Annotated in this window: 17 protein-coding genes and 1 pseudogene; 8 read left to right on the forward strand and 10 right to left on the reverse strand. The window is 70.7% G+C overall.

Annotated features, from left to right (window positions below; all coding sequences use genetic code 11):
- Positions 1 to 91: 91 nt before the first annotated feature.
- Positions 92 to 1,969, forward strand: coding sequence for a DEAD/DEAH box helicase (locus MFF58_RS25580; RefSeq protein ID WP_283206470.1), 1,878 nt, complete (start codon positions 92 to 94; stop codon positions 1,967 to 1,969).
- A 24-nt stretch (positions 1,970 to 1,993) separates the two neighbouring features.
- Positions 1,994 to 2,317 carry a hypothetical protein gene (locus MFF58_RS25585; protein WP_238291991.1) on the forward strand — a complete coding sequence of 108 codons (324 nt, stop codon included), beginning with the start codon at positions 1,994 to 1,996 and terminating at the stop codon, positions 2,315 to 2,317.
- Between the two features lie 605 nt (positions 2,318 to 2,922).
- Here the strand turns inward: MFF58_RS25585 and MFF58_RS25590 are convergent.
- Positions 2,923 to 3,978: a double zinc ribbon domain-containing protein gene (locus MFF58_RS25590; protein WP_238291993.1), complete on the reverse strand. Its 1,056-nt coding sequence runs from the start codon at positions 3,976 to 3,978 to the stop codon at positions 2,923 to 2,925.
- Between the two features lie 320 nt (positions 3,979 to 4,298).
- On the opposite strand from MFF58_RS25590, the gene MFF58_RS25595 reads away from it, so the two are divergent.
- Positions 4,299 to 4,703, forward strand: a complete 405-nt coding sequence (locus tag MFF58_RS25595) for a DUF3597 domain-containing protein (protein ID WP_238291995.1) — start codon at positions 4,299 to 4,301, stop codon at positions 4,701 to 4,703.
- Between the two features lie 43 nt (positions 4,704 to 4,746).
- Here the strand turns inward: MFF58_RS25595 and MFF58_RS25600 are convergent, their stop codons facing one another.
- Entirely contained in the window at positions 4,747 to 5,841 is a 1,095-nt protein-coding gene (locus tag MFF58_RS25600; RefSeq protein ID WP_373323387.1) for a polyamine ABC transporter substrate-binding protein, read from the reverse strand.
- Positions 5,842 to 5,861: 20 nt separating this feature from the next.
- Positions 5,862 to 6,218 (reverse strand): RidA family protein, encoded by a 357-nt coding sequence (locus MFF58_RS25605; RefSeq protein ID WP_238291997.1) that lies wholly within the window; start codon positions 6,216 to 6,218, stop codon positions 5,862 to 5,864.
- Positions 6,219 to 6,402: 184 nt separating this feature from the next.
- Between MFF58_RS25605 and MFF58_RS25610 the strand changes: the two genes are divergently transcribed.
- Positions 6,403 to 6,666, forward strand: a complete 264-nt coding sequence (locus MFF58_RS25610) for a GlsB/YeaQ/YmgE family stress response membrane protein (RefSeq protein ID WP_238291999.1) — start codon at positions 6,403 to 6,405, stop codon at positions 6,664 to 6,666.
- A gap of 76 nt (positions 6,667 to 6,742) precedes the next feature.
- On the opposite strand, the gene MFF58_RS25615 is transcribed toward MFF58_RS25610, so the two are convergent.
- From MFF58_RS25615 to rpsO, 3 genes are all read right to left on the reverse strand, one after another.
- Entirely contained in the window at positions 6,743 to 6,964 is a 222-nt protein-coding gene (locus MFF58_RS25615) for a YgaP-like transmembrane domain (protein WP_020093742.1), read from the reverse strand.
- A gap of 158 nt (positions 6,965 to 7,122) precedes the next feature.
- Entirely contained in the window at positions 7,123 to 9,342 is a 2,220-nt protein-coding gene (pnp, locus tag MFF58_RS25620; RefSeq protein WP_238292001.1) for a polyribonucleotide nucleotidyltransferase, read from the reverse strand.
- Between the two features lie 210 nt (positions 9,343 to 9,552).
- The gene (rpsO, locus tag MFF58_RS25625; RefSeq protein ID WP_010685305.1) at positions 9,553 to 9,822 is read right to left on the reverse strand and encodes a 30S ribosomal protein S15; all 270 of its coding nucleotides are present in this window, start codon (positions 9,820 to 9,822) and stop codon (positions 9,553 to 9,555) included.
- Positions 9,823 to 10,189: 367 nt separating this feature from the next.
- Here rpsO and MFF58_RS25630 point away from each other — a divergent pair, with 367 nt between their 5' ends.
- Positions 10,190 to 11,593 (forward strand): amino acid permease, encoded by a 1,404-nt coding sequence (locus MFF58_RS25630; RefSeq protein ID WP_238292003.1) that lies wholly within the window; start codon positions 10,190 to 10,192, stop codon positions 11,591 to 11,593.
- Here the strand turns inward: MFF58_RS25630 and MFF58_RS25635 are convergent.
- The 4 genes from MFF58_RS25635 to MFF58_RS25650 all read right to left on the reverse strand — a co-directional run bounded on the left by MFF58_RS25635 (position 11,577) and on the right by MFF58_RS25650 (position 15,093).
- Positions 11,577 to 11,987: a flagellar basal body rod protein FlgC gene (locus tag MFF58_RS25635; RefSeq protein WP_238292006.1), complete on the reverse strand. Its 411-nt coding sequence runs from the start codon at positions 11,985 to 11,987 to the stop codon at positions 11,577 to 11,579. The genes MFF58_RS25630 and MFF58_RS25635 overlap by 17 nt on opposite strands.
- Positions 11,988 to 12,049: 62 nt before the next feature.
- The gene (locus MFF58_RS25640) at positions 12,050 to 12,910 is read right to left on the reverse strand and encodes a formyltransferase family protein (protein WP_238292007.1); all 861 of its coding nucleotides are present in this window, start codon (positions 12,908 to 12,910) and stop codon (positions 12,050 to 12,052) included.
- Positions 12,910 to 13,677: an SDR family NAD(P)-dependent oxidoreductase gene (locus tag MFF58_RS25645; RefSeq protein WP_238292010.1), complete on the reverse strand. Its 768-nt coding sequence runs from the start codon at positions 13,675 to 13,677 to the stop codon at positions 12,910 to 12,912. Before MFF58_RS25645 ends, MFF58_RS25640 begins: the two co-directional genes overlap by 1 nt.
- Before the next feature lie 108 nt (positions 13,678 to 13,785).
- The gene (locus tag MFF58_RS25650) at positions 13,786 to 15,093 is read right to left on the reverse strand and encodes a capsule polysaccharide biogenesis protein (protein ID WP_238292012.1); all 1,308 of its coding nucleotides are present in this window, start codon (positions 15,091 to 15,093) and stop codon (positions 13,786 to 13,788) included.
- Positions 15,094 to 15,425: 332 nt separating this feature from the next.
- Between MFF58_RS25650 and MFF58_RS25655 the strand changes: the two genes are divergently transcribed.
- From MFF58_RS25655 to MFF58_RS32755, 3 genes and pseudogenes are all read left to right on the forward strand, one after another.
- Positions 15,426 to 16,982, forward strand: coding sequence for a capsular polysaccharide export protein, LipB/KpsS family (locus MFF58_RS25655; protein ID WP_238292013.1), 1,557 nt, complete (start codon positions 15,426 to 15,428; stop codon positions 16,980 to 16,982).
- A gap of 158 nt (positions 16,983 to 17,140) precedes the next feature.
- Positions 17,141 to 18,631, forward strand: a complete 1,491-nt coding sequence (locus tag MFF58_RS25660) for an LTA synthase family protein (protein ID WP_238292016.1) — start codon at positions 17,141 to 17,143, stop codon at positions 18,629 to 18,631.
- A gap of 193 nt (positions 18,632 to 18,824) precedes the next feature.
- Positions 18,825 to 18,995, forward strand: a pseudogene (locus MFF58_RS32755) (polysaccharide biosynthesis/export family protein); the annotation flags it as partial.

Below are 18,995 nucleotides of genomic sequence, written 5' to 3' on the forward strand. Positions count from 1 at the left end.
CGGCGTGCGCGACTCGACGCGTGCGGGACGAAAACGCGAACGTTCTGCGACTCCGGGGGATTCACAAAGGAATTCCGATCGGTCACGGTGCGTGCATGTCGCCCAGCTTCGTCGGCCTTTGACCCGCCCCGCCCCGTCCTTGCGGTCGCATCAGCGCACGCTGATGGCTCTGGTCGACGCCATGGCGCGCGGCGAGGCGGCGCATGTCGGGAACATCCTGGCGGCGGTGACGCCCGGCGGCGGCAAGTCGCTGCTGCCCGTGATCGCCGCGCACCGGCTGATTGCGGCCGGTCTGGTCGAGCGGGTGGTCTGGGTGGTGCCGCGCGACTCCCTGCGGCTGCAGGCCGAGGAGGCCTTTGCCGACCCGCTGTGGCGGGCGACCTTCGGGCACGCGCTGAGCGTCCGCGCGGCCGACAACGAGCGGGATCCGGCCCGGGGGCTTGCCGGCTACGTCACCACCTATCAGGCGGTCGCCGCCGCCCCGGCACTTCACCTGGCGGAAGCGCGGGCGCACCGCACGCTCCTGGTCATCGACGAGGTCCACCACCTCCCGGTGGCCGGGCGACCGGGGTCCGACGAGGCCTCGGCCGAGGACCGCGAGGCGGGCGCGTGGTCCCGGGCGATGCTGCCGCTCATGGAGGCGGCCGCCGTCCGCCTTCATCTGTCGGGGACCCTGGAGCGGGCGGACGGGCGGCGCATCCTCGGGCTGCCCTACCGGCCCGCCGCTCCGGGGCACGGGCCTGAACTGGACCTCGACGCCCCGGGGCTGGCGGTGATCGGCTACTCGCGGGCGCAGGCGCTGACCGAGCGGGCCGTGCTGCCGGTGACGTTCGGAGCCATCGACGGCGAGGCGAGCTGGCTGGAGGGCGGGCAGATCGCCGGGGACAGCCCCCGGGTCGGGCCGCATCGTCTCGGCGCGGGTTCGGTGCGCGTCACCACCCGACCGGCCCTGTTCACGGCCCTGAGGACCGGTTTCGCCCGCGATCTCCTGAGCGAGGCGTTCTTCGCCACGAAGCGGCTGCGTGCCCGGCGCCGGGCGGAGCGCTGCCTGCCCCTGGGCGAGCCGGCCCGGGGGCTCGGCAAGCTCCTGGTTGTGGCGCCGGATCAGGCGAGCGCCCGCTCGTACCTGACGACCCTGCGGGACTGGATGCCGGCCGGGCAGGGGGAGCGCGATGTCCGTCTGGCGACCTCCGGGCAGGGGGATGCCCACGCGGCGCTCGCTGCTTTCCGGCTCACGCCTGAGCCGGCGATCCTGGTCACGGTGGCCATGGCATACGAGGGGCTCGACGCTCCCGAGGTCTCGGTGGTCGCGGCCCTGACTCATATCCGCTCGCGTCCCTGGCTGGAGCAGATGCTGGCCCGGGCCACCCGGGTCGATCCGCACGCGGGATCCTACGACGCGCAGCAGGCTCTGATCTTCCACCCCGACGACCCGCTCTTCGCCCGGTTCCGCCTGGAACTCGAGACCGAGCAGGGCAGCAGCGTGCGGCCGCCCCGGGAGCGCCCGGTGAGCGCGGTGGTGCCGGAGCGCACCCGCTGGCGGGACGACGAGCCCGCCGGGATCACTCCCCTGGAGAGCAACGCGATCGGTCTTCGCTACGCCCTGTTGCGCCCACGCCTCGCGGAGCCCGCGCCGGCGTCACCGGCGCCGGAGCCCCCGTCGATCACCGAGCGCACCCTGCGCCAGCGCCTCGCCGCCGCGGTGGCGGGGCAGGCGGTCGAGGACGAGACCTCCCTGCGGGTGCCGCGCGGCAGCAACCTCGCCCACCGCTACAACGCCGTCCTGAAGCGCGTCCTGGGCAAGGGCCGCGCGACCATGACGCTCCCGGAGCTGGAGGCGGCCCTCGCTTGGCTTGAACGCCATCGCCTCTCCGACCATCTCGACCGCCTCGACGGCGACGCGCGCTACGCATGGTCGGCCCGCCAGCGCCGGGGCCGCTGGCAGCCGGAGCGGGCCGCGGGCCGGTGACGCGGAACGGGAAGGACCATCCTGATGACCGAGAGCCTGCCCGCAGACTTCGCGTTGGCCCTGGAGAACGAGGCGCCTCCGGCAGCGTGGCCGGCGCCGCTCGCGGCCCTGTGGTGGCTCGCCGGCGATCCGGGGGGACCCGGCACGGACGCCTGGGCGCGAGCGCACGCCATCGTCCAGGACGCGTCCGGTCCGGAGGCGGCCTGGGTGCACGCCCATCTCCACCGGCTCGAAGGCGATACCGGCAACGCGCGCTACTGGTACGGGCGCGCCGGTCGCCCGGAAGCGTTCGGCCCTCTGGCATCGGAGCGGAACGCCATCATCGCCGACCTCATGGCCTCGGCCTGATCCGCCCGATTGCCAGGGATCGAAAACGCGCTCGTCGCCGTTCCTGACGCGATGCGGGCGCGGGTCCGTGCGCCGCATTTGCGGAGAACGACGGATTCACTTTTGTCGCGCATCCTGATGTTTGCGGCGTAGCGGCAGTTTTTTGCCGACCAACCACGATCCCATGATCGTCGCACCTCCACAACTTCAGATTTAATAATGTCTGCTTTGCCTTATCGGGCTCTGTCTGAGTGCCGGTAATTGATTTTTATCGCCCCGATTTGTATTTTTTTATTCAACATTCCTTGGAGTCTGATTATGCCTAAGGGTACCGAGTCCGCAATCAGGGGAGCATACTGGTCACCGTGATGAGCATGGGGTGTCTATTCTGCGGCGTTTGTCTGGCGGGCCTTTCACTGCGCTATCCGGCGCGCGCGGCCGTTCTGGAACGCTGGAGCGGGATCTGCCTGATGCTCGGGCTCTGCCTGCTCGGGGCGGCGCTGCACGGCGTCCGCGTCTAGCGGACTGCCGCAGACGTTCTCTCCCGTTTCGGCCCCCTGGCGAAACGAGCGCGTGCGGGCCAAGACTGCTCCATCGGCAGCGGCTCCGGGCTGCCCAGGCGCCGGTCAGGCCTGGATCGCGGCGGCCTCGCGGGCGCGGCTGCCGCAGGCGGAGCAGAACCGCTCGAAGGTGCTCTTGCGATGCGCGCAGGTCGGGCATCGCTCGAACAGGCCGATCCCGCAATGCGGACAGAAATTGGCATCCGGGCTGGCCATATCGACGGGCCGCTCGCAGCCCGGGCAGACCTTTTTAGCGAGGCGCAGCAGTGCCTGATCGGTGGCGATCTCGGTGCGGCGTTCCACGTCGGGCCGCGCCTCGGCCATCCGTTGACGCTCCCGGTAGGCGTAGAGGGCGTTGATCGCTGCGCGCCCCGCCACGAGCGTGACCACCACGCCGACCCCGTAATGAACGTAGCCGCCGTAGCTCGGCAGATACGGCACCAGTTCGACGAAGAACGCGAAGGCGGCCGCCAGCGCGAAACCCCAGACGAACGGCCAGTTGCGCGTCTTGCGCCGCTTCAGCAACAGCCACCCGGCCAAAACCAGAAGTGGTAGGGTCACGGCGAGCCGGTAGCCGAAGACGCGCAGCTCCTGCGTGCGTTGGGACGCCTGGAGACTCTCCTGGGCCTCGCCACGCTGCGCGCTGTCGTCGGCCATCAGGGCCGCTTCGGTCTGCGCGAGGCCGAGATCCGCCTGGGCCAAGCCTTCGAGCTTCTCCTCGACGCTCCGTTCGGCGGCCTTCAGGGCGTCGAGCTGCCGCGTGCGCGCGATGAGGTCGGGATCCTGGTCGACGCGCTGGGTTGAGTCGCGGGTCTTCAACCAGTTGGCGAAGGTCTCGCGGGCGGCCGCGGAGGCCGCGCGCGCCGCGTCGAGGGCGAGCTGCACCTGATCCGTCTGCGCCTGCGTGTCGTTACGCGCCCGGCGGACCTGCTTCAGGGCCGTCGTGGTGGCCTCGGATTTACCGGGATCGAGGAACTGCTCCAGGGTGTAGCGATGCTCCACCTCCGGGAGGTCGCCGACGACCAGGGAGCCGAGACCGATCAGGAACCCCGCGAAGGCGAGGGCCACCAGCCAGAGGACGAAGGTGAAGGATCGCTCGGACAGACTGACACCTGATCTCAACGCGCGATCCTCGGTTTTCCAGGCGGCTGACGGCACCGGACCAGGCTGGTGGCCGGTATGCCGACTGCGCGGCCGTCGGCGTCCGACGCCGAATCGACTTCCCTCCGCCGGTAGCCGCGGAGCTTAGCAGGCCGTCGCGAGCGCTGTCCCACGCCTGCGTTCATTCCACGCCCGCCGTCGCGGCCTGCGCGGGAGCGGCGATTCGACGGCGCGCAGCCGTTTCCGGCATCCCGGAGGCCGCCAAGCGGAACGCTGGGCTTCATAGCCTGTTGTCAGCCCGCCCGGCACGGATGCTGGGCCTCGAACATCGGAGCGGAGCCATGAGCCTCCTCGGCAGCATCGTCGGCAAGATCCTCCACCCGTTCGGCGGTGGAACCGCGGACGCCGCACCCGCGCCAACGGCCGGTTCCGGCGGTCCGGCCACGTCGAGCACCCCCTCGACCCCCGGCAGCTCGGGCAGCGGCGAGCCGGTCGATGTCGCGGCCGTTCTCACCGGCCTCGCCGAGAAGAACCCGCAGACGCTCGACTGGCGTCACTCGATCGTGGACCTGATGAAGCTGCTCGGCCTCGATTCCGGCCTCGCCTCGCGCAAGCAGCTCGCCGACGAGCTGCACTACACCGGCGACAAGGAAGATTCCGCCAGCATGAACATCTGGCTGCACAAGCAGGTGATGCAGAAGCTCGCCGAGAACGGTGGCAAGGTCCCGGACGACCTGAAGCACTAGTTCCCGCGATCATCAGACCCGGCGCCTGGCGCCGGGTCCCACCTCAGCGGCCGCTGCGGACCCGGGTCCACAGCCGCGTCACGAAGCGCTGGGTGCGGTCGTCCCAGGCCGTGTTGATGGACAGGCGCTGCATCGTCGCCTCGTCCGGGTAGATCCCTGGATTGCTCAGGATCTCGGGCTTCACGAACTTCTTCGCCGCGAGATTTCCGCTGGCGTAGGAAACGAAGTTGGTGTTGGCCGCTGCCACTTCGGGCCGCATCATGTAGTCGATGAAGGCGAGAGCCTCGGCGGGATGCGCGGCATCCTTCGGGATCGCGAAGGTGTCGAACCACATCAGTGCGCCTTCCTTCGGCACCACGTAGGCGATCTCGATCCCGTTCTTGGCCTCCTCGGCGCGGCGCTTGGCCTGCATCACGTCGCCCGAATAGCCCACCGCGACGCAGATATCGCCGTTGGCCAACGCCTGGATGTACTCCGACGAGTGGAACTTCCGCACGGAGCCGCGGACCTTGTAGAGGGCGTCCGTCACCAGGGTCATGTCATCCCAGCGCTTGGAATCGGCCTTGGCCCCGAAGGCCGGGAGCATGCTGGGGATCAGGTCCTCGGGACTGTCGAGCATCATGATCCCGCAATCCTTCAGTCTGTTGGCCGAGGCGGGATTCAGCAGGACGTTCCAGGTGTTCATCGCGGCGTTGGCACCGAGCCGCTCGCGGACGGCGGCGACGTTGTAGCCGATTCCGGTGGTGCCCCACATGTAGTCGACGGCGTAAGTGTTGCCGGGATCGTAGATGGCCAGCCGACTGGTGACGTCGGGCCAGAGGTTGCCGATGTTCTTCAGCCGGGACTTGTCGAGGGGCAGGAACGCCCCGGCCCGGATCAGCCGCTGCAGGTAGGGCCCGGACGGCACGACGATGTCGTAGCCGGAGCGCCCGGCCAGCAGCTTGGTCTCCAGGATCTCGTTGTTGTCGTAGGTGTCGTAGACGACCTTGATCCCGGTCTCGCGGGTGAAGGCGTCGAGCATCTTCGGATCGATGTAATCCGACCAATTGTAGATGTTGACGACCCGCTCCTCGGCGGCCGGAGCCGGCTGCGCGAGGGGAAGGGCGACCAGAGAGGCGGCCAGAAGGGCGGCCGCCAGGGTGATGCGCCGAGGGCCGTTCACCGGCTCCTCGCGGCCACGACCACGATCTCGACGAGGTACTCGGGCGCGGCGAGCTTGGCTTCGACGGTGGCGCGGGCCGGGGGGTTCTCCGGGGAGACCCAGGCGTCCCAGGCCGCGTTCATCTCCGCGAAGGTCGCGATGTCGGCGAGGTACACGGTGGCCGAGAGGATGCGTTCCTTGTCGCTGCCGGCCGCCGCCAGCAGGCGGTCGATCTCCGCCAGGATCAGCTGGGTCTGGATCGTCACCCCGGTGCCGACCGTGTCGGAGGCGACCTGCCCGGCGAGATAGACCATATTGCCGAAGGTCACGGCCTGCGACATCCGCTTGCCCGGCTCGATCCGCTGAATGTCCATGCCTGTCTCCACCGCCCTGGGGAATCGGCGTATCTGCCGCCGCACCGGCCCGGCCGTAAAGAGCCGCGCGTGCAACCGCCGTACGAAGGTGAGGAAAATCGTCGTCGGCACGAGGGGTGCGGGCAACCGTCGCGGGTTGCGAAGCGTTCTGCCGCCATAGACCAGTCATGCTTAGGGGTTTGTCATGGGTATCCTCTGGACCATCATCATCGGGTTCCTCGCCGGCGTCATCGCCAAGTTCCTCATGCCGGGCCCGAACGAGCCCGCCGGCTTCATCCTGACCACGATCCTCGGCATCATCGGCGCCTTCGTGGCGACCTTCCTGGGCCAGGCGATCGGCTGGTACGGGCCCAACCAGGGGGCGGGCTTCATCGGCGCCATCGTGGGTGCCGTGGTGGTGCTGTTCATCTACGGCCTGATCGCCGGCCGCCGCACCACCACCTACTGACCGGACCAAGAGGACCCGGAACGACGAGGGGCGCCCCGCGGGGCGCCCCTTTTTTCATGGGCGTGAGCCCGGGAGCTCAGAGGTGCTCGGAGGCGGCCTTCACGGCGCAGTGGCCGGTGGCACCGCGCACCGCGAGGCCGACGCCGACGACGAGCGCCAGCAGGCTCAGGAGCTTGTTGGGGCGGGGCTGCGCCGCCGCGGCGGCGATGCCGAGGCCGAGCGCCACCGAGACGGCGCGCTCCGTCGTCGACAGGTTCGGCTGCCCGCTGAAGATGTCGTGCATCATATCGTTGGCCATGAGGGTCTCCGGTTGGAAGTCGCGGAGGAACGCGGCATCCGACGCCCCGTTCCCGGCCGGCCGCCCCGGCCGACCCAACAAAAAAGGCGCGGCCCCTGAGGACCGCGCCCGCTCGAGAGATCCCGCGCCGGCCGGAGCCGGCGCGGGCCGTTCGCGGTTTACTCGCCGGCTTCGCGGCGGCGCTCGCCGCGATGGCGACCACCCTCGCGGGGCTCGCGGGGCTCGTCGCCCCGCTCGGACCGGTCGGCGTCGCGCTGGGACTTCACCTTCTCGGTGATGTCCTCGCCGGTCTCCTGATCGACCACCTTCATGGACAGGCGGATCTTGCCGCGGTCGTCCTGGCCGAGGAACTTCACCTTGACCTTGTCGCCTTCCTTGACGACGTCCTGCACCTTGGCGACCCGCTGGGCGGCGAGTTCCGAGATGTGCACGAGACCGTCCTTGGCCCCGAAGAAGTTCACGAAAGCGCCGAACTCCATGCACTTCACGATCGTGCCGTCGTAGATCACGCCGACTTCCGGCTCCGCCACGATCGAGCGGATCCAGTTGTAGGCCGCCTTGATCGCCTTGCCGTCGGCCGAGGCGATCTTGACGATGCCGGTATCCTCGATGTTGATCTTGGCGCCGGTCTTCTCGACGATCTCGCGGATCACCTTGCCGCCGGTGCCGATCACGTCGCGGATCTTGTCGGTCGGGATCTGCATCGTCTCGATGCGCGGCGCGTACTCGCCGAGCTCCGGACGGGCAGCGGTGAGGGCCTTGGCCATCTCGGCGAGGATGTGGGCGCGCCCGTCCTTCGCCTGGTCGAGGGCGACCCGCATGATCTCCTCGGTGATGCCGGCGATCTTGATGTCCATCTGGAGCGAGGTCACGCCCTCGTCCGTGCCGGCCACCTTGAAGTCCATGTCGCCGAGGTGATCCTCGTCGCCCAGGATGTCGGACAGGACCGCGAAGCGCTCACCCTCGAGGATGAGGCCCATGGCGATGCCCGCCACCGGGCGGCGCAGCGGCACGCCGGCATCCATCAGCGACAGCGAGCCGCCGCAGACCGAGGCCATCGAGGACGAGCCGTTCGACTCGGTGATCTCCGACACGACGCGGATCGTGTAGGGGAACTCGTGGGCCGGCGGCAGGACCGGACGGATCGCCCGCCAGGCCAGCTTGCCGTGGCCGATCTCGCGACGGCCCGGGGAGCCCATCCGGCCGGTCTCGCCGACGGAATAGGGAGGGAAGTTGTAGTGGAGCAGGAAGCGCTCCTTGTAGGTGCCGTCGAGCGAGTCGATGAACTGCTCGTCCTCGCCGGTGCCGAGGGTGGCGACCACCAGGGCCTGGGTCTCGCCGCGGGTGAACAGCGACGAGCCGTGGGCCCGCGGCAGAACGCCGACCTCGGAGACGATCGGGCGGACCGTCTTCAGGTCGCGGCCGTCGATGCGCGCGCCGGTGTCGAGCACGTTCCAGCGCACGACCTTCGACTGGGCTTCCTTGAAGGCGGCCTTGACCTTCTCGGCCGGATGCTTCTCGGCGCCCTCGGGGCAGAGGGCGGCCATCACCTTCGCCTTCACGGCGTCGACGGCGGCGTAGCGCTCCTGCTTGACGGTCTTGGTGTAGGCGGCGCGCAGCTCGGCCTCGCAGACCTCCAGCACGGCCTTCTCGACGTCGGCGTTCTCGGGGGCCTTGAAGTCGCGCGGCTCCTTGGCGGCCTTCTCGGCGAGACGGATGATCGCCTCGATCACCGGCTGGAAGTGCTTGTGGCCGAACATAACGGCGCCGAGCATCACGTCCTCGGAGAGCTCCTTGGCCTCCGACTCGACCATCAGGACGGCGTCCTGCGTGCCGGCGACGACGAGGTCGAGGCTCGACTCTTCCTTGGTCTCGGTGACCAGCGGGTTCAGCCGGTAGCCGCCGTTGATGTAGCCGACCCGGGCGCCGCCGATCGGGCCCATGAACGGCACGCCCGACAGGGTGAGGGCGGCGGAAGCGGCGACCATCGCGACGATGTCGGGATCGTTCTCAAGGTCGTGGGTCAGGACCGTGACGACGACCTGGGTGTCGTTGCGCCAGCCCCCGACGAAGAGCGGGCGGATCGGGCGGTCGATCAGGCGGGAGACCAGGGTCTCCTTCTCGGAGGGACGGCCCTCGCGCTTGAAGTAGCCGCCGGGGATGCGGCCGGCCGCGTAGGCGCGTTCCTGGTAGTTCACGGTGAGCGGCATGAAGTCGATGCCGGGCTTCGGCTCCTTCGTGGCGACCACGGTGGCGAGCACCGAGGTCTCGCCGTAGGTGGCGACCACGGCGCCGTCGGCCTGCCGGGCGACCTTGCCGGTCTCGAGGACGAGCTTGCGGTCGCCCCACATCAGCTCTTCGCGTTGAACGTCGAACATTCTCAATCTCTTCCTTGCCTGCGGCGGGCCCAAGCCCGGCGCCGGCCGGGGGCAAGACGGCGAGACACTCCGCTGGCGGAGTGTCTCGCGATCCTGCCCCGATGCCGACGCCTCGAAGCGGCCCGTTTGTCGGGAGGCCGGACCCATTCCGGCAGCCCGCAATCGTGAAACGCGGCCCCGGGCCGGGCCCGGAACCGCGCGAAATGCGCCTTAGCGGCGGATGCCGAGACGCTCGATGAGGGCGCGGTAGCGGGCCTCATCCTTGCGCTTGACGTAGTCGAGCAGCGAGCGGCGCTGCGAGACCAGTTTCAGGAGGCCGCGCCGGGAGTGGTTGTCCTTGGCGTGGGTCTTGAAGTGGCCGGTGAGGTTGGTGATCCGCTCGGTCAGGATTGCCACCTGGACCTCGGGGGATCCCGTGTCCTTGGCGTCCTTGCGGTGTTCCTTGATGAGCGCGGTCTTGCGCTCTGCCGTGATCGACATCGCATGCCTTTCGGGTTGTGCTGGTCGGATGCGGCGCCCTAATCCAGGCGCGCGCGGGCTCGGCGTTCGGCCGGTGCCGGGATGTCGTCCAGCACGGTCACAGCGCCAAGCGGTTCAAGCCCCGCCCGGTAACCCGGGTCGAGGCTGCGCGATCCATACACGAAACCCCGGCAGATGCCAGCCCCGGGCGAGGCGGTGGGCGGAAGCCCGACTCGACGCCGGCCGGCGGAGATGATCCAGTCCGTGCCGCTGCTCCGCGCCGCAGCCGGCCGCATAGTGCCTGCGGATCGTCTGCCGACGCCGGACTTCCGGCGCGGAACCTGCACCGCCGGGCACGCGCCGGATCGCGCGAAGGAGAACGGAGGCGATGGCGGAACCCGCGGCGACGACGGCGGCCGGCGACGCGCTCGCGCCGCACCGCGGCCTCGCCCGAAACCTCACGGCCCCCGGCCTCGTCGCCATCGGACTCGGGGCCACGATCGGCGCGGGCATCTTCGTGCTCACCGGCACGGCGGCGGCGCAATATGCCGGCCCTGCGCTCAGCCTCTCCTTCGTGATCGGCGGGATCGCCTGCGGTCTCGTCGGCCTGTGCTACGCCGAACTGGCCGCCATGATCCCGGAGGCGGGGTCCACTTACACCTACACCCGCGCCAGCCTGGGCCGGCTTCCCGCCTGGATCATCGGCTGGGATCTCGTGCTGGAATTCGCGATGGCGGCCGCGACCGTGGCGGTCGGCTGGTCCGGCTACGCGCAGTCGCTGGCCGCCGAATTCGGCCTGCACCTGCCGCCGCAGCTCGCGGGCGCCCCCGGAGACGGCGGCCTCGTGAACCTGCCGGCCGCCGGAATCATCCTGGCCCTGACCCTCCTGCTGACGCGCACCACCCGCGAGGCCGCCCTGATCAACGGGCTCCTCGTGGCCTGCAAGGTCGCCATCATCCTGGCCTTCGTGGGCGTCGGCGCAGCGCATTTCCGGCCCGAACTCTGGCGCCCCTTCGTGCCGGAGAACGCCGGATCCTTCGGCGCCTACGGATGGAGCGGCGTGTTCCGCGGAGCCGCGGTGGTGTTCTTCGCCTTCGTGGGCTTCGAGACCGTGGCGACCGCGGCGGGCGAGTGCCGGGCGCCGCAGCGCGACGCGCCGGTGGGGCTCATCGGCTCGCTGCTGATCACCACGGTCCTGTACGTGGCGATGGCAGCCGTGCTCACCGGCCTCGTCCCCTACCGCGACCTTGACGTCGCCGATCCGGTGGCCCGGGCGGTGGACACCATCGGCCTGCCGGGCTTCGCGACGGTGATCAAGGCGGGCGCGCTCATCGGCCTGACGACTTCGGCGCTGACCGCACTCTACGGGCAGGGCCGGATCTTCTTCGCCATCGCCCGCGACGGGCTCCTCCCGGACGTCTTCTGCCGGGTCCACCCGGTGTCGCGGGTCCCCGTGGCGAGCCAGGTGGTGATCGGGCTGTTCACGGCGGCGGTGGCCGGGCTCGTGCCCATCGGAATCCTCGGCGAAATCGTCAGCATCGGCACGCTGCTCGCCTTCAGCCTCGTCTGCGCGACGGTGCTGATCCTGCGCCGGACGGATCCGGACCGGGCGCGGCCATTCCGCGTCCCGGCGGCGACGCTCACGGCCAGCCTCGGGATCCTGTCCTGCGCGACGTTGATGGCCTCGCTCCCGGCCGACACCTGGATCCGCCTCGCGCTCTGGCTCGCGATCGGCCTCGCCCTCTACGCCGGCTATGGCCGGCGCCGCGCCCGGCTCAACCGATCAGGTTGATCGTGGCCTGCGTCAGGGTGCTGAGCGCGGTCGACGCGTTGAGGCTCAGCTCGTAGCTCCGGATCACCCGCTGCAGGTCCGCGGATTCCATCGTCGCGTTCACGTTGGGCAGCCGCACGTAGCCCCGCGCATCGGCGGCGACGTGGCCGGGTTCGTAGCGCCTGCGGAAATCGCTCGTGTCGCGGACGATCCGGCCCACGGGGTCGCGGGAGTCGTCGGGCACCACGGGCGCGAACACCGCGATCTTGCGGGCATAGGGCGCCCCGCCCGCCGTCGTCGCGGCCGAGTCGACGTTGGCGAGGTTCTCGGAGATCGTGCGGATGCGCCCGCTCTGCACCTGCCGGCCCGCGGCCAGGACGTCGGAGGCCGCGTGGAGGGCGCTGGTGTCCGGCATGTGCGGGGCCTGATCGGCGGGAAGATCTGAACAGGTTCTTACCCGACAGGCTTAATCCCGGGTTAAGCCGCCCGTCCGGACAGGCTCAGCGCCTCCCGGAGATCCCGGCCGTCGGTCAGCCGCAAGCCGCGGCGGCGCAGGCCGGCCAGCATCGCCCGGTCGGGGAAGGGGCAGTAGGGCAGCACCGCCTCGGAGCGTCCCTCGGGCAGGGTGCCGGACCGGACGATATCGTCGAGCAGGCGATCCAGCATCCCGCGCCCGTGCGCGTGCAGCGCCACGGCGGCCCGGGTGGCGGTGGTGCCGGCGGGCAGCGGGACGGCCTCCTGGGCCAGGATCGCCCCCGTGTCGATCGTGGCGGTCAGTTTGTGAAGGGTCATGCCGAAGCTGCCCGGCCCCTCGGCCAGGGCGTGGATCGTCGGCACCGGGCCGCGGTGGCGCGGCAACAGGCCGGGATGGCCGTTGATCCCGCCGAGCCGCGCCAGCCCGATGGTCTCGGCCTTGAGGATCTGGTCGAAATGGTAGGTCAGGATCAGGTCCGGCGCCGTCGCGCGCAGGCGCTCGGCGACTTCCGGACCGTTGACGTCGTCCACCGTCAGGGTCGGGATCCCGAGGCGGCGGCACAGGGTCTTCAGGGGGGTGGCCTCCGGCACCTCGGTGCTGCCGGCGGCCGCCTGCGTCAGCGGCGCGAGCGGGCGCAGCAGGTCCGGCAGGCCGAAATTCACCGCCAGGTAGGGCAGGATGCCGGGACCGGAGCGCGCAAGGTGCCGCCGAACCTGCCCGGTCAGGCCGCCGCTCGACGGTCGCTCGGCGTTCGACAGTCCGACCAGCACGATATCGGCCCGGTGATCGGCGACGAGGCGGCGCACCACGCGGGCGTTCGGCAGGGCCTCCAGGACGAACAGCGCGATCCGGGGGCGCGCCATCAGCGCCGCGTCCGCCGCTGGAAGCGGAACGCGTAGAGGCCGGCCTTGCGGACGCTCTCCGGCAGGAGCAGCACGGTGCGGGCCAGCGCCGTCAGGATGTAGGGGAACGCGATCACGTCGCGGTTGGCCGCGATACCCTTGGCGATGCGCACGGCCGCTTCCTCGGCGCTGATCTCCAGCGGGCGCCAGCCCTTCAGCTCGCCGCCCATCGGGGTCTTCACGTAGCCCGGAGTCACGACGTTCACCTTCACGCCGCGCGGCCCGACCTTCTGGCGCAGGGCGAGGCCGTGGGCGACGAGGGCGGCCTTGGCGCCGCTATAGGCCGGCGCATCCTGGAGGGGGGCATAGGCGGCCAGCGACGACACGAGCACGATCTGGCCGCGGCCGCGCTGGAGCATCAGCGTCAGGACGGGCAGCATGACGTTGAGCGAGCCGGTGTAGTTGATGTCGGCGGTCTCGAAGGCGACGTCCTCGGCCTCGACCTGCCCTTCCTGGTTGCCGCCGTTCACCGCCGCGTTGGCGACGACGAGATCGATGGGTGCGGCAGCGTCGGAGCCGCGGACCAGCGCCACGGTGGCATCCCGGTCGCGGGTGTCGAGGCGTGCCACCTCGACGGCGGCGCCCTTGGCCCGGCAGTCCCGGGCCACCGCTTCGAGGCGCTCGGGATTCCGGCCGACGAGGATGAGGCTCGTGTCGGCCTGCGCGTAGTGGCGCGCGAGCGCCGCGCCGATGCCGCTCGACGCGCCGGTGATCAGAATGCGAGGCATGCAACGGGTGCTACGCCCCCCGGCATGGGAAGATCAAGGTCGGGGAGGGCTCACCGGCGGCGAAAGCCGCGTCCGGGGCCCAGAATGGTACCGCCGTGAGACGGCGCCTCAGTAGACCGGCGCGAGTTCGCCGTCCCGCTCGGCCGCCTCGCGAATCGCCCGTGCCGCCGAGAGCATCGAGTCGGGCAGGGCGGATTCCATCCGCGGCACCGACCCGGCCACGGCCCGGTCGATGGCCTCCTTGGAGAAGAAGCCGCCGTTCACCTGGGTCCGGTGCAGCACCACGCGGCGGAAATCGGCCATCAGGTCCATCTCGGGCGGCGTCGGTGTCTTCCAGAAGCCGTCGAGGTCGCCCTGATGGGTCAGCCCGGCCATGTTGTAGATCGCCGTTCCGACCGCGTGGGTGGGACGGCCCATCTCCAGCGACAGCATCCCCACCGTCGAGTTGACGATGACGACGCCGCGGGCGCCCTTGATCAGGGCCGGCAGGTCGCCGCCGTCGATGAAGTCGAGGCGGTCGCTGACGCCGTGGCGCCGGGCCGAGGCGCGGGCGAATTTGCGCCAGTTGATCAGGCCGCTGTCGAGCGGGTGCAGCTTCACCAGCAGGCGCGTCGGCGCCGAGGAGGCGTCCGCGAAGGACTTGATCACCCGGTCCATGAAGCCCTCGACGCCGAGGAACGGCGAATGGACTCGGATCTGGTAGTCGCTGTCGAGCTGGAGCGGCAGCAGGAAGTAGTCGCAGCCCACGGCGCGGTAGATCTCGTCGCAGCGCGCCGCCTCGCGACGGGTATGGGCGCGGCGGGTGAACTTCTTGATCCAGCCGGCATACTCAGCCGCGATGTGGGTCGGCCGGTGGCTGCGGAAATGCGGAAACAGATACGGGAACAGGACGTTGGCGAGATTGTAGCCGACGTCCCACACGCTGCGGCGGGCCATGTCGCCGGTGGAGGGCATCGCCCGGCCGGGTTGCGGCAGACGCCGCGCCAGGGCGCGAATCTCGGCGGCCGTGCGCGGCAGGGACGAGAAGCCGTTCACGCCGCCCAGTTCGCAGGTGATCCAGTTCGGACGGATATAGCCCTCCTCGAACACGTGCACCCGCAGGCCGCGATACTCGGCGATCATCCGAGCGGCCTTGTGGAACGGCCGGCAATCGCCGAACAGCACGATGTCGGTGACGCCCTCGCGGGTGAGGTAGGTCTCGAGGTACTCGCCCCAGGCCTCGCGGCGACCGCGGTAGTTGTCCGCGTCGCCGTTCCAGAACAGCCAGTCGCCGGGGCACAGGTTGATGCGGCGGACCTGATGGCCCCGCGCGCGCAGAGCCGTCCCGAGATCGGAGAAGAACGGGGTGGCGATGCCCTGCAGGAACAGGAAGGTCGCCGGGCGATCGCCGAGGACGTCGAGGGCGGGCTGTTGCATTCCGCTGCGCTTCTGTCCTTGACCTGCACCCGGTCGAAATGAGACCGGCATTTCCTTGAGGTGGCACGGTGCCTGGCGGCGCCGCAATCCGAGCCCACGCCGCAGCGCGGGTTTCCGCGGCGGCGTGACCCGTCTGCAACGGTCGCGCTTTTGCGGCTCCGGCCTGGATTGAGCGGTCAATCACGGCGACGATATGTCCAAAACCTTTCCAGTCCGTGGCGCCCGTGACGCCGGCCCCGATTATCCCCGCGTTACCCAGTCATCCCACGCGTCCGGAAATGCGCTACAGGCGGGCCGAGCACGCATCCGAACCGGAGCCGGACCTGCCCGCCATGTCCCCTGATCCGACCCCGTCGCTGTTCGCGACCGGCCGAACGATCCACCGCCTCCGGTCGGAGATCGAGGCCGCGACCGGCTTCGCCTTCGGGCGGATGCGGCCCGGGGCGACCGCCGCGATCTGGGGAACGGGGGGCGTGCCCGGGCGGCTCCTGGCGCTCGCCGGCCGGCGATGCCTCACGGTGGCACCGGGGCCGCTGCTCAGCCCCTACGACAATCCGGAGACCGGTTTCGCGTCCCTGCGGCTGAGCCTCGACGGGGCGCCGCTCGGCGGGGAGGGCGGCGTCCACTACCTCGATCCCTGGACGCGGGCACCGATCGACCGCGCGGCCTGCGCGGAGCGCGTCGCGTGGCTCGGCGCCCGCTTCGCCGAGAACGACCGGCGTGTGATCTATGTCGGGATGTCCCGTTGGAAGCGGCCGGCGCTCGACGTTCTCGGGGCCGGCCCGGCGGGGCCGCCGATTCACACCATGACCGCCGAGGCCGCGGTCGCCGCGGGGCGCCGCCACCACGGCCGCGTCCTCGCCTGGGCGACCCGGGCGCCGGGCCAGCTGGAGGACGCCTGCGCGCAAGCCGGGCTGCCGCTCGCCCGGGTGGAGGACGGGTTCCTGCGCTCGGTGGGTCTGGGCGCGAGCCTCCAGCCGGGCGCCTCGATCGTGGTGGACGATCTCGGCATCTACTACGATCCGCGGCGGGAGAGCCGCCTGCAGCGGCTGCTCGCCGAGGCGGATTTCACCCGCGACCTCGTCGCCCGGGCCCGGCGCCTGCGCGAGGAGGTCGTCGCGCGCCGCCTCAGCAAGTACAATGTCGGCCTCGACGCGGCCGCACTGGACTGGCCCGCGGGCCGCCGGATCGTGCTGGTCCCCGGCCAGGTGGAGGACGACGCCTCGGTGCGGCACGGCTCCCCGCTGGTCCGCTCGAACCGGGCCCTCCTGGAGGCCGCGCGGCGGCGCAACCCGGACGCTGTCCTGCTCTACAAGCCCCATCCCGACGTGGAGGCGGGGTTCCGTCCCGGCATCATCCCGGAGGCCGAGGCCCTGACGCTGGCCGACCGGATCGTGGCGGGCATCAGCATCGTCGACCTCCTCGACCGGGTGCACCATGTCGAGACCATGACGTCGCTCGCAGGGTTCGAGGCGCTGATCCGCGGCCTCACCGTGGCGACACATGGCCGGCCGTTCTACTCGGGCTGGGGCCTGTCGGAGGATCTCGCGCCGGGAGCCGACCGCGGCCGCAGGCTGAGCATTGACGAACTGGTGGCCGGCGCCATGATCCTCTACGCGCGCTACCTCGACCCCGTGGCGATGAAGCCCTGCAGCCCGGAGCAGCTCCTCGACCGCCTGACCGCGGCCCGGGAGGCGGCCCCGCGGAGCGCGCTCTCCATCAATCCGATCGCCCACCTGGCGATGCGCGCCCGCTACGGGCTCCTCAATCCGGTCGTGCGGGCGCTGCGCAGCCGCCGGGGGATCGGCCGCGACGCGGGCGCAGGGCAGAACGTCGATGCGACGCCGAATCCGATCCCGCGCGACCCTGATGTGACACCAAAGCGATAGCCCGCGCTGCTAGAGTCCTCCGTCAGCCGCATGCCCGGGCGCCGATCCCGATCATGCCGGATCAGGAACAGCCCGCAAGCCCTTGCTCCCGCGCGCTGTTTCGCGCCGGTCCGGATTGCGGCGGCGCGCAGGCCCGTCCCATGCCGAGTGTTTGAGCCTTGACGACGTTCCTCACCGCCACCGTGATCGCGCTGGGCCTCTGCCTCGCCTTGGAGGTCCTCGCGGGCGATTCCGTTACCAGGGCGCGCCTCGCACCGCGGGATCTCGCTCTGCGGCTGCTCGGCTACATGCTGATCCTGCTGTTCTGGTTCGAATTCTCGTGGCGTCCCTGGCTCGCCGGACTGACCTGCGTGACCACGGTGGCGATCCTCATCATCGTCAGCCGCGCCAAGCGCTCGGTGATCGGCGAGCCGCTGCTGTTCAGCGATTTCGCCCTCTTGCCGCAGGTGCCGCGGCATCCGCAGCTCTACTACATCCCGCCGCTGTGGGATCCGCGGATCTCGGTTCCCACGATCCTGACGCTCGCCGCGACGATCCTCTGGTACCGGACCGAACCGAGCGTGCTGCCCGCCGCGACGCTTCCGGGCCTCGCGGCCGTCATCGGCCTGCCGCTCGGACTCGCGCTGCTGGTCTGGGCCGCGCCACGTCCGCCGCTCGTCCGCCTGATCGCCCGCTGGTTCCCGCAGCCCGACCTCGAGGGGGACGTGGCCCGGGTCGGCCTGCCGGCGAGCCTGCTGGGCTACACCGCCCGGGCGATGGCGGGCAGCGAACCGGTGCCCGCGGTACCCGTGCTGCCGCTCTGCCGGGGCGACGACGTGGTGGTTGTGATTCAGCTTGAGTCCTTCATCGACCCGGAGCGCCTGGGCGGGCCGCCGCTCCCCGCGATGGAGCTGTTTAGGACCCAGGCCGCCCAGTACGGCCGCCTGCGGGTCCCGGCACACGGCGCCTACACGATGCGCAGCGAGCACGCGGTGCTCACCGGCCGCCCCCCCGACGTCCTCGGCTTCGGACGATACGATCCGTACACCGCCCGCAGCGGCGACGAGCCGACGAGCCTCGCCCGCCTCGCCCGCGCACGCGGCTACGAGACCCTGTTCCTGCACCCGTTCCACCGGGATTTCTTCCGCCGTGCTCAGGTGATGGAAGCCTTCGGCTTCACCGACTTGGTGATGGGGGAATCCTTCGCGGACGCGCCGCGGGTCGGTCCGTATGTCGGGGACGTCGCCCTGGGCGAGCGGCTCCTCGCGGAGGTGCGAGCCCGGCGCCGGCCGCTCCTCGTATTCTGCGTGACCATGGAGAACCACGGCCCCTGGAAACCCGGGCGGCTGCCCGGCATCGACGATCCGGAGGCGCAGTATCTCCACCACGTCGCCCATACCGGGCGGATGGTTCAGAACGTGGCCGCGGAGCTGGAGGCCCTGGCGCGCGCGCGGGGCGAGACCGTCACGCTCTGCGTGTTCGGCGACCACGCGCCCTCCCTCCCGAGCTGCAAGCCGGGCTTCGGGGAGCGCGCCACCGACTACGCCCTGTTCCGCTTCGGGCATACGGAGGTCCCGCCCCAGCGCGTCGACCTCGCCGCCGACGCGCTGGGTTTGGCCGTGCGCGGAGCCCTCGCGACCGCGCCTACGGACATCGCCGCCGGGACGTGATATGGTCAAGCTTGCGCGCTGGAAGCGTGGCCGTGCCACGCTGGTGACGCATTACCGGCCGATAGCGTGGCCGCGCGCGTCATGGCCGCATGTCCGGCGCGGCCGTTAAAGCGATCGCAGCGTTTAGCGGTCAAACCGAGTGTCCCGGTCCGGGCCAGCGATGGCATGGCGCTGGCAAGGAGAAGTCTCTGTGATGCTGCGTAAGACGTCGCGCGCCGCCCTGATCGCCGCTCTCGCGGCCGGTTCCGTCGGCGGCTGCACGTACCTGCCGGCGGCGGGTCCGACGGCGAGCGCGATCCAGGCGGGCGCGGAGGTCGCGACCGCCGACGGGGGCCTGCTGGCCCGCTACGAGATCATCGACGTG

This window comes from Methylobacterium longum (assembly GCF_022179385.1).
Classification (GTDB): Bacteria; Pseudomonadota; Alphaproteobacteria; order Rhizobiales; family Beijerinckiaceae; genus Methylobacterium; species Methylobacterium longum.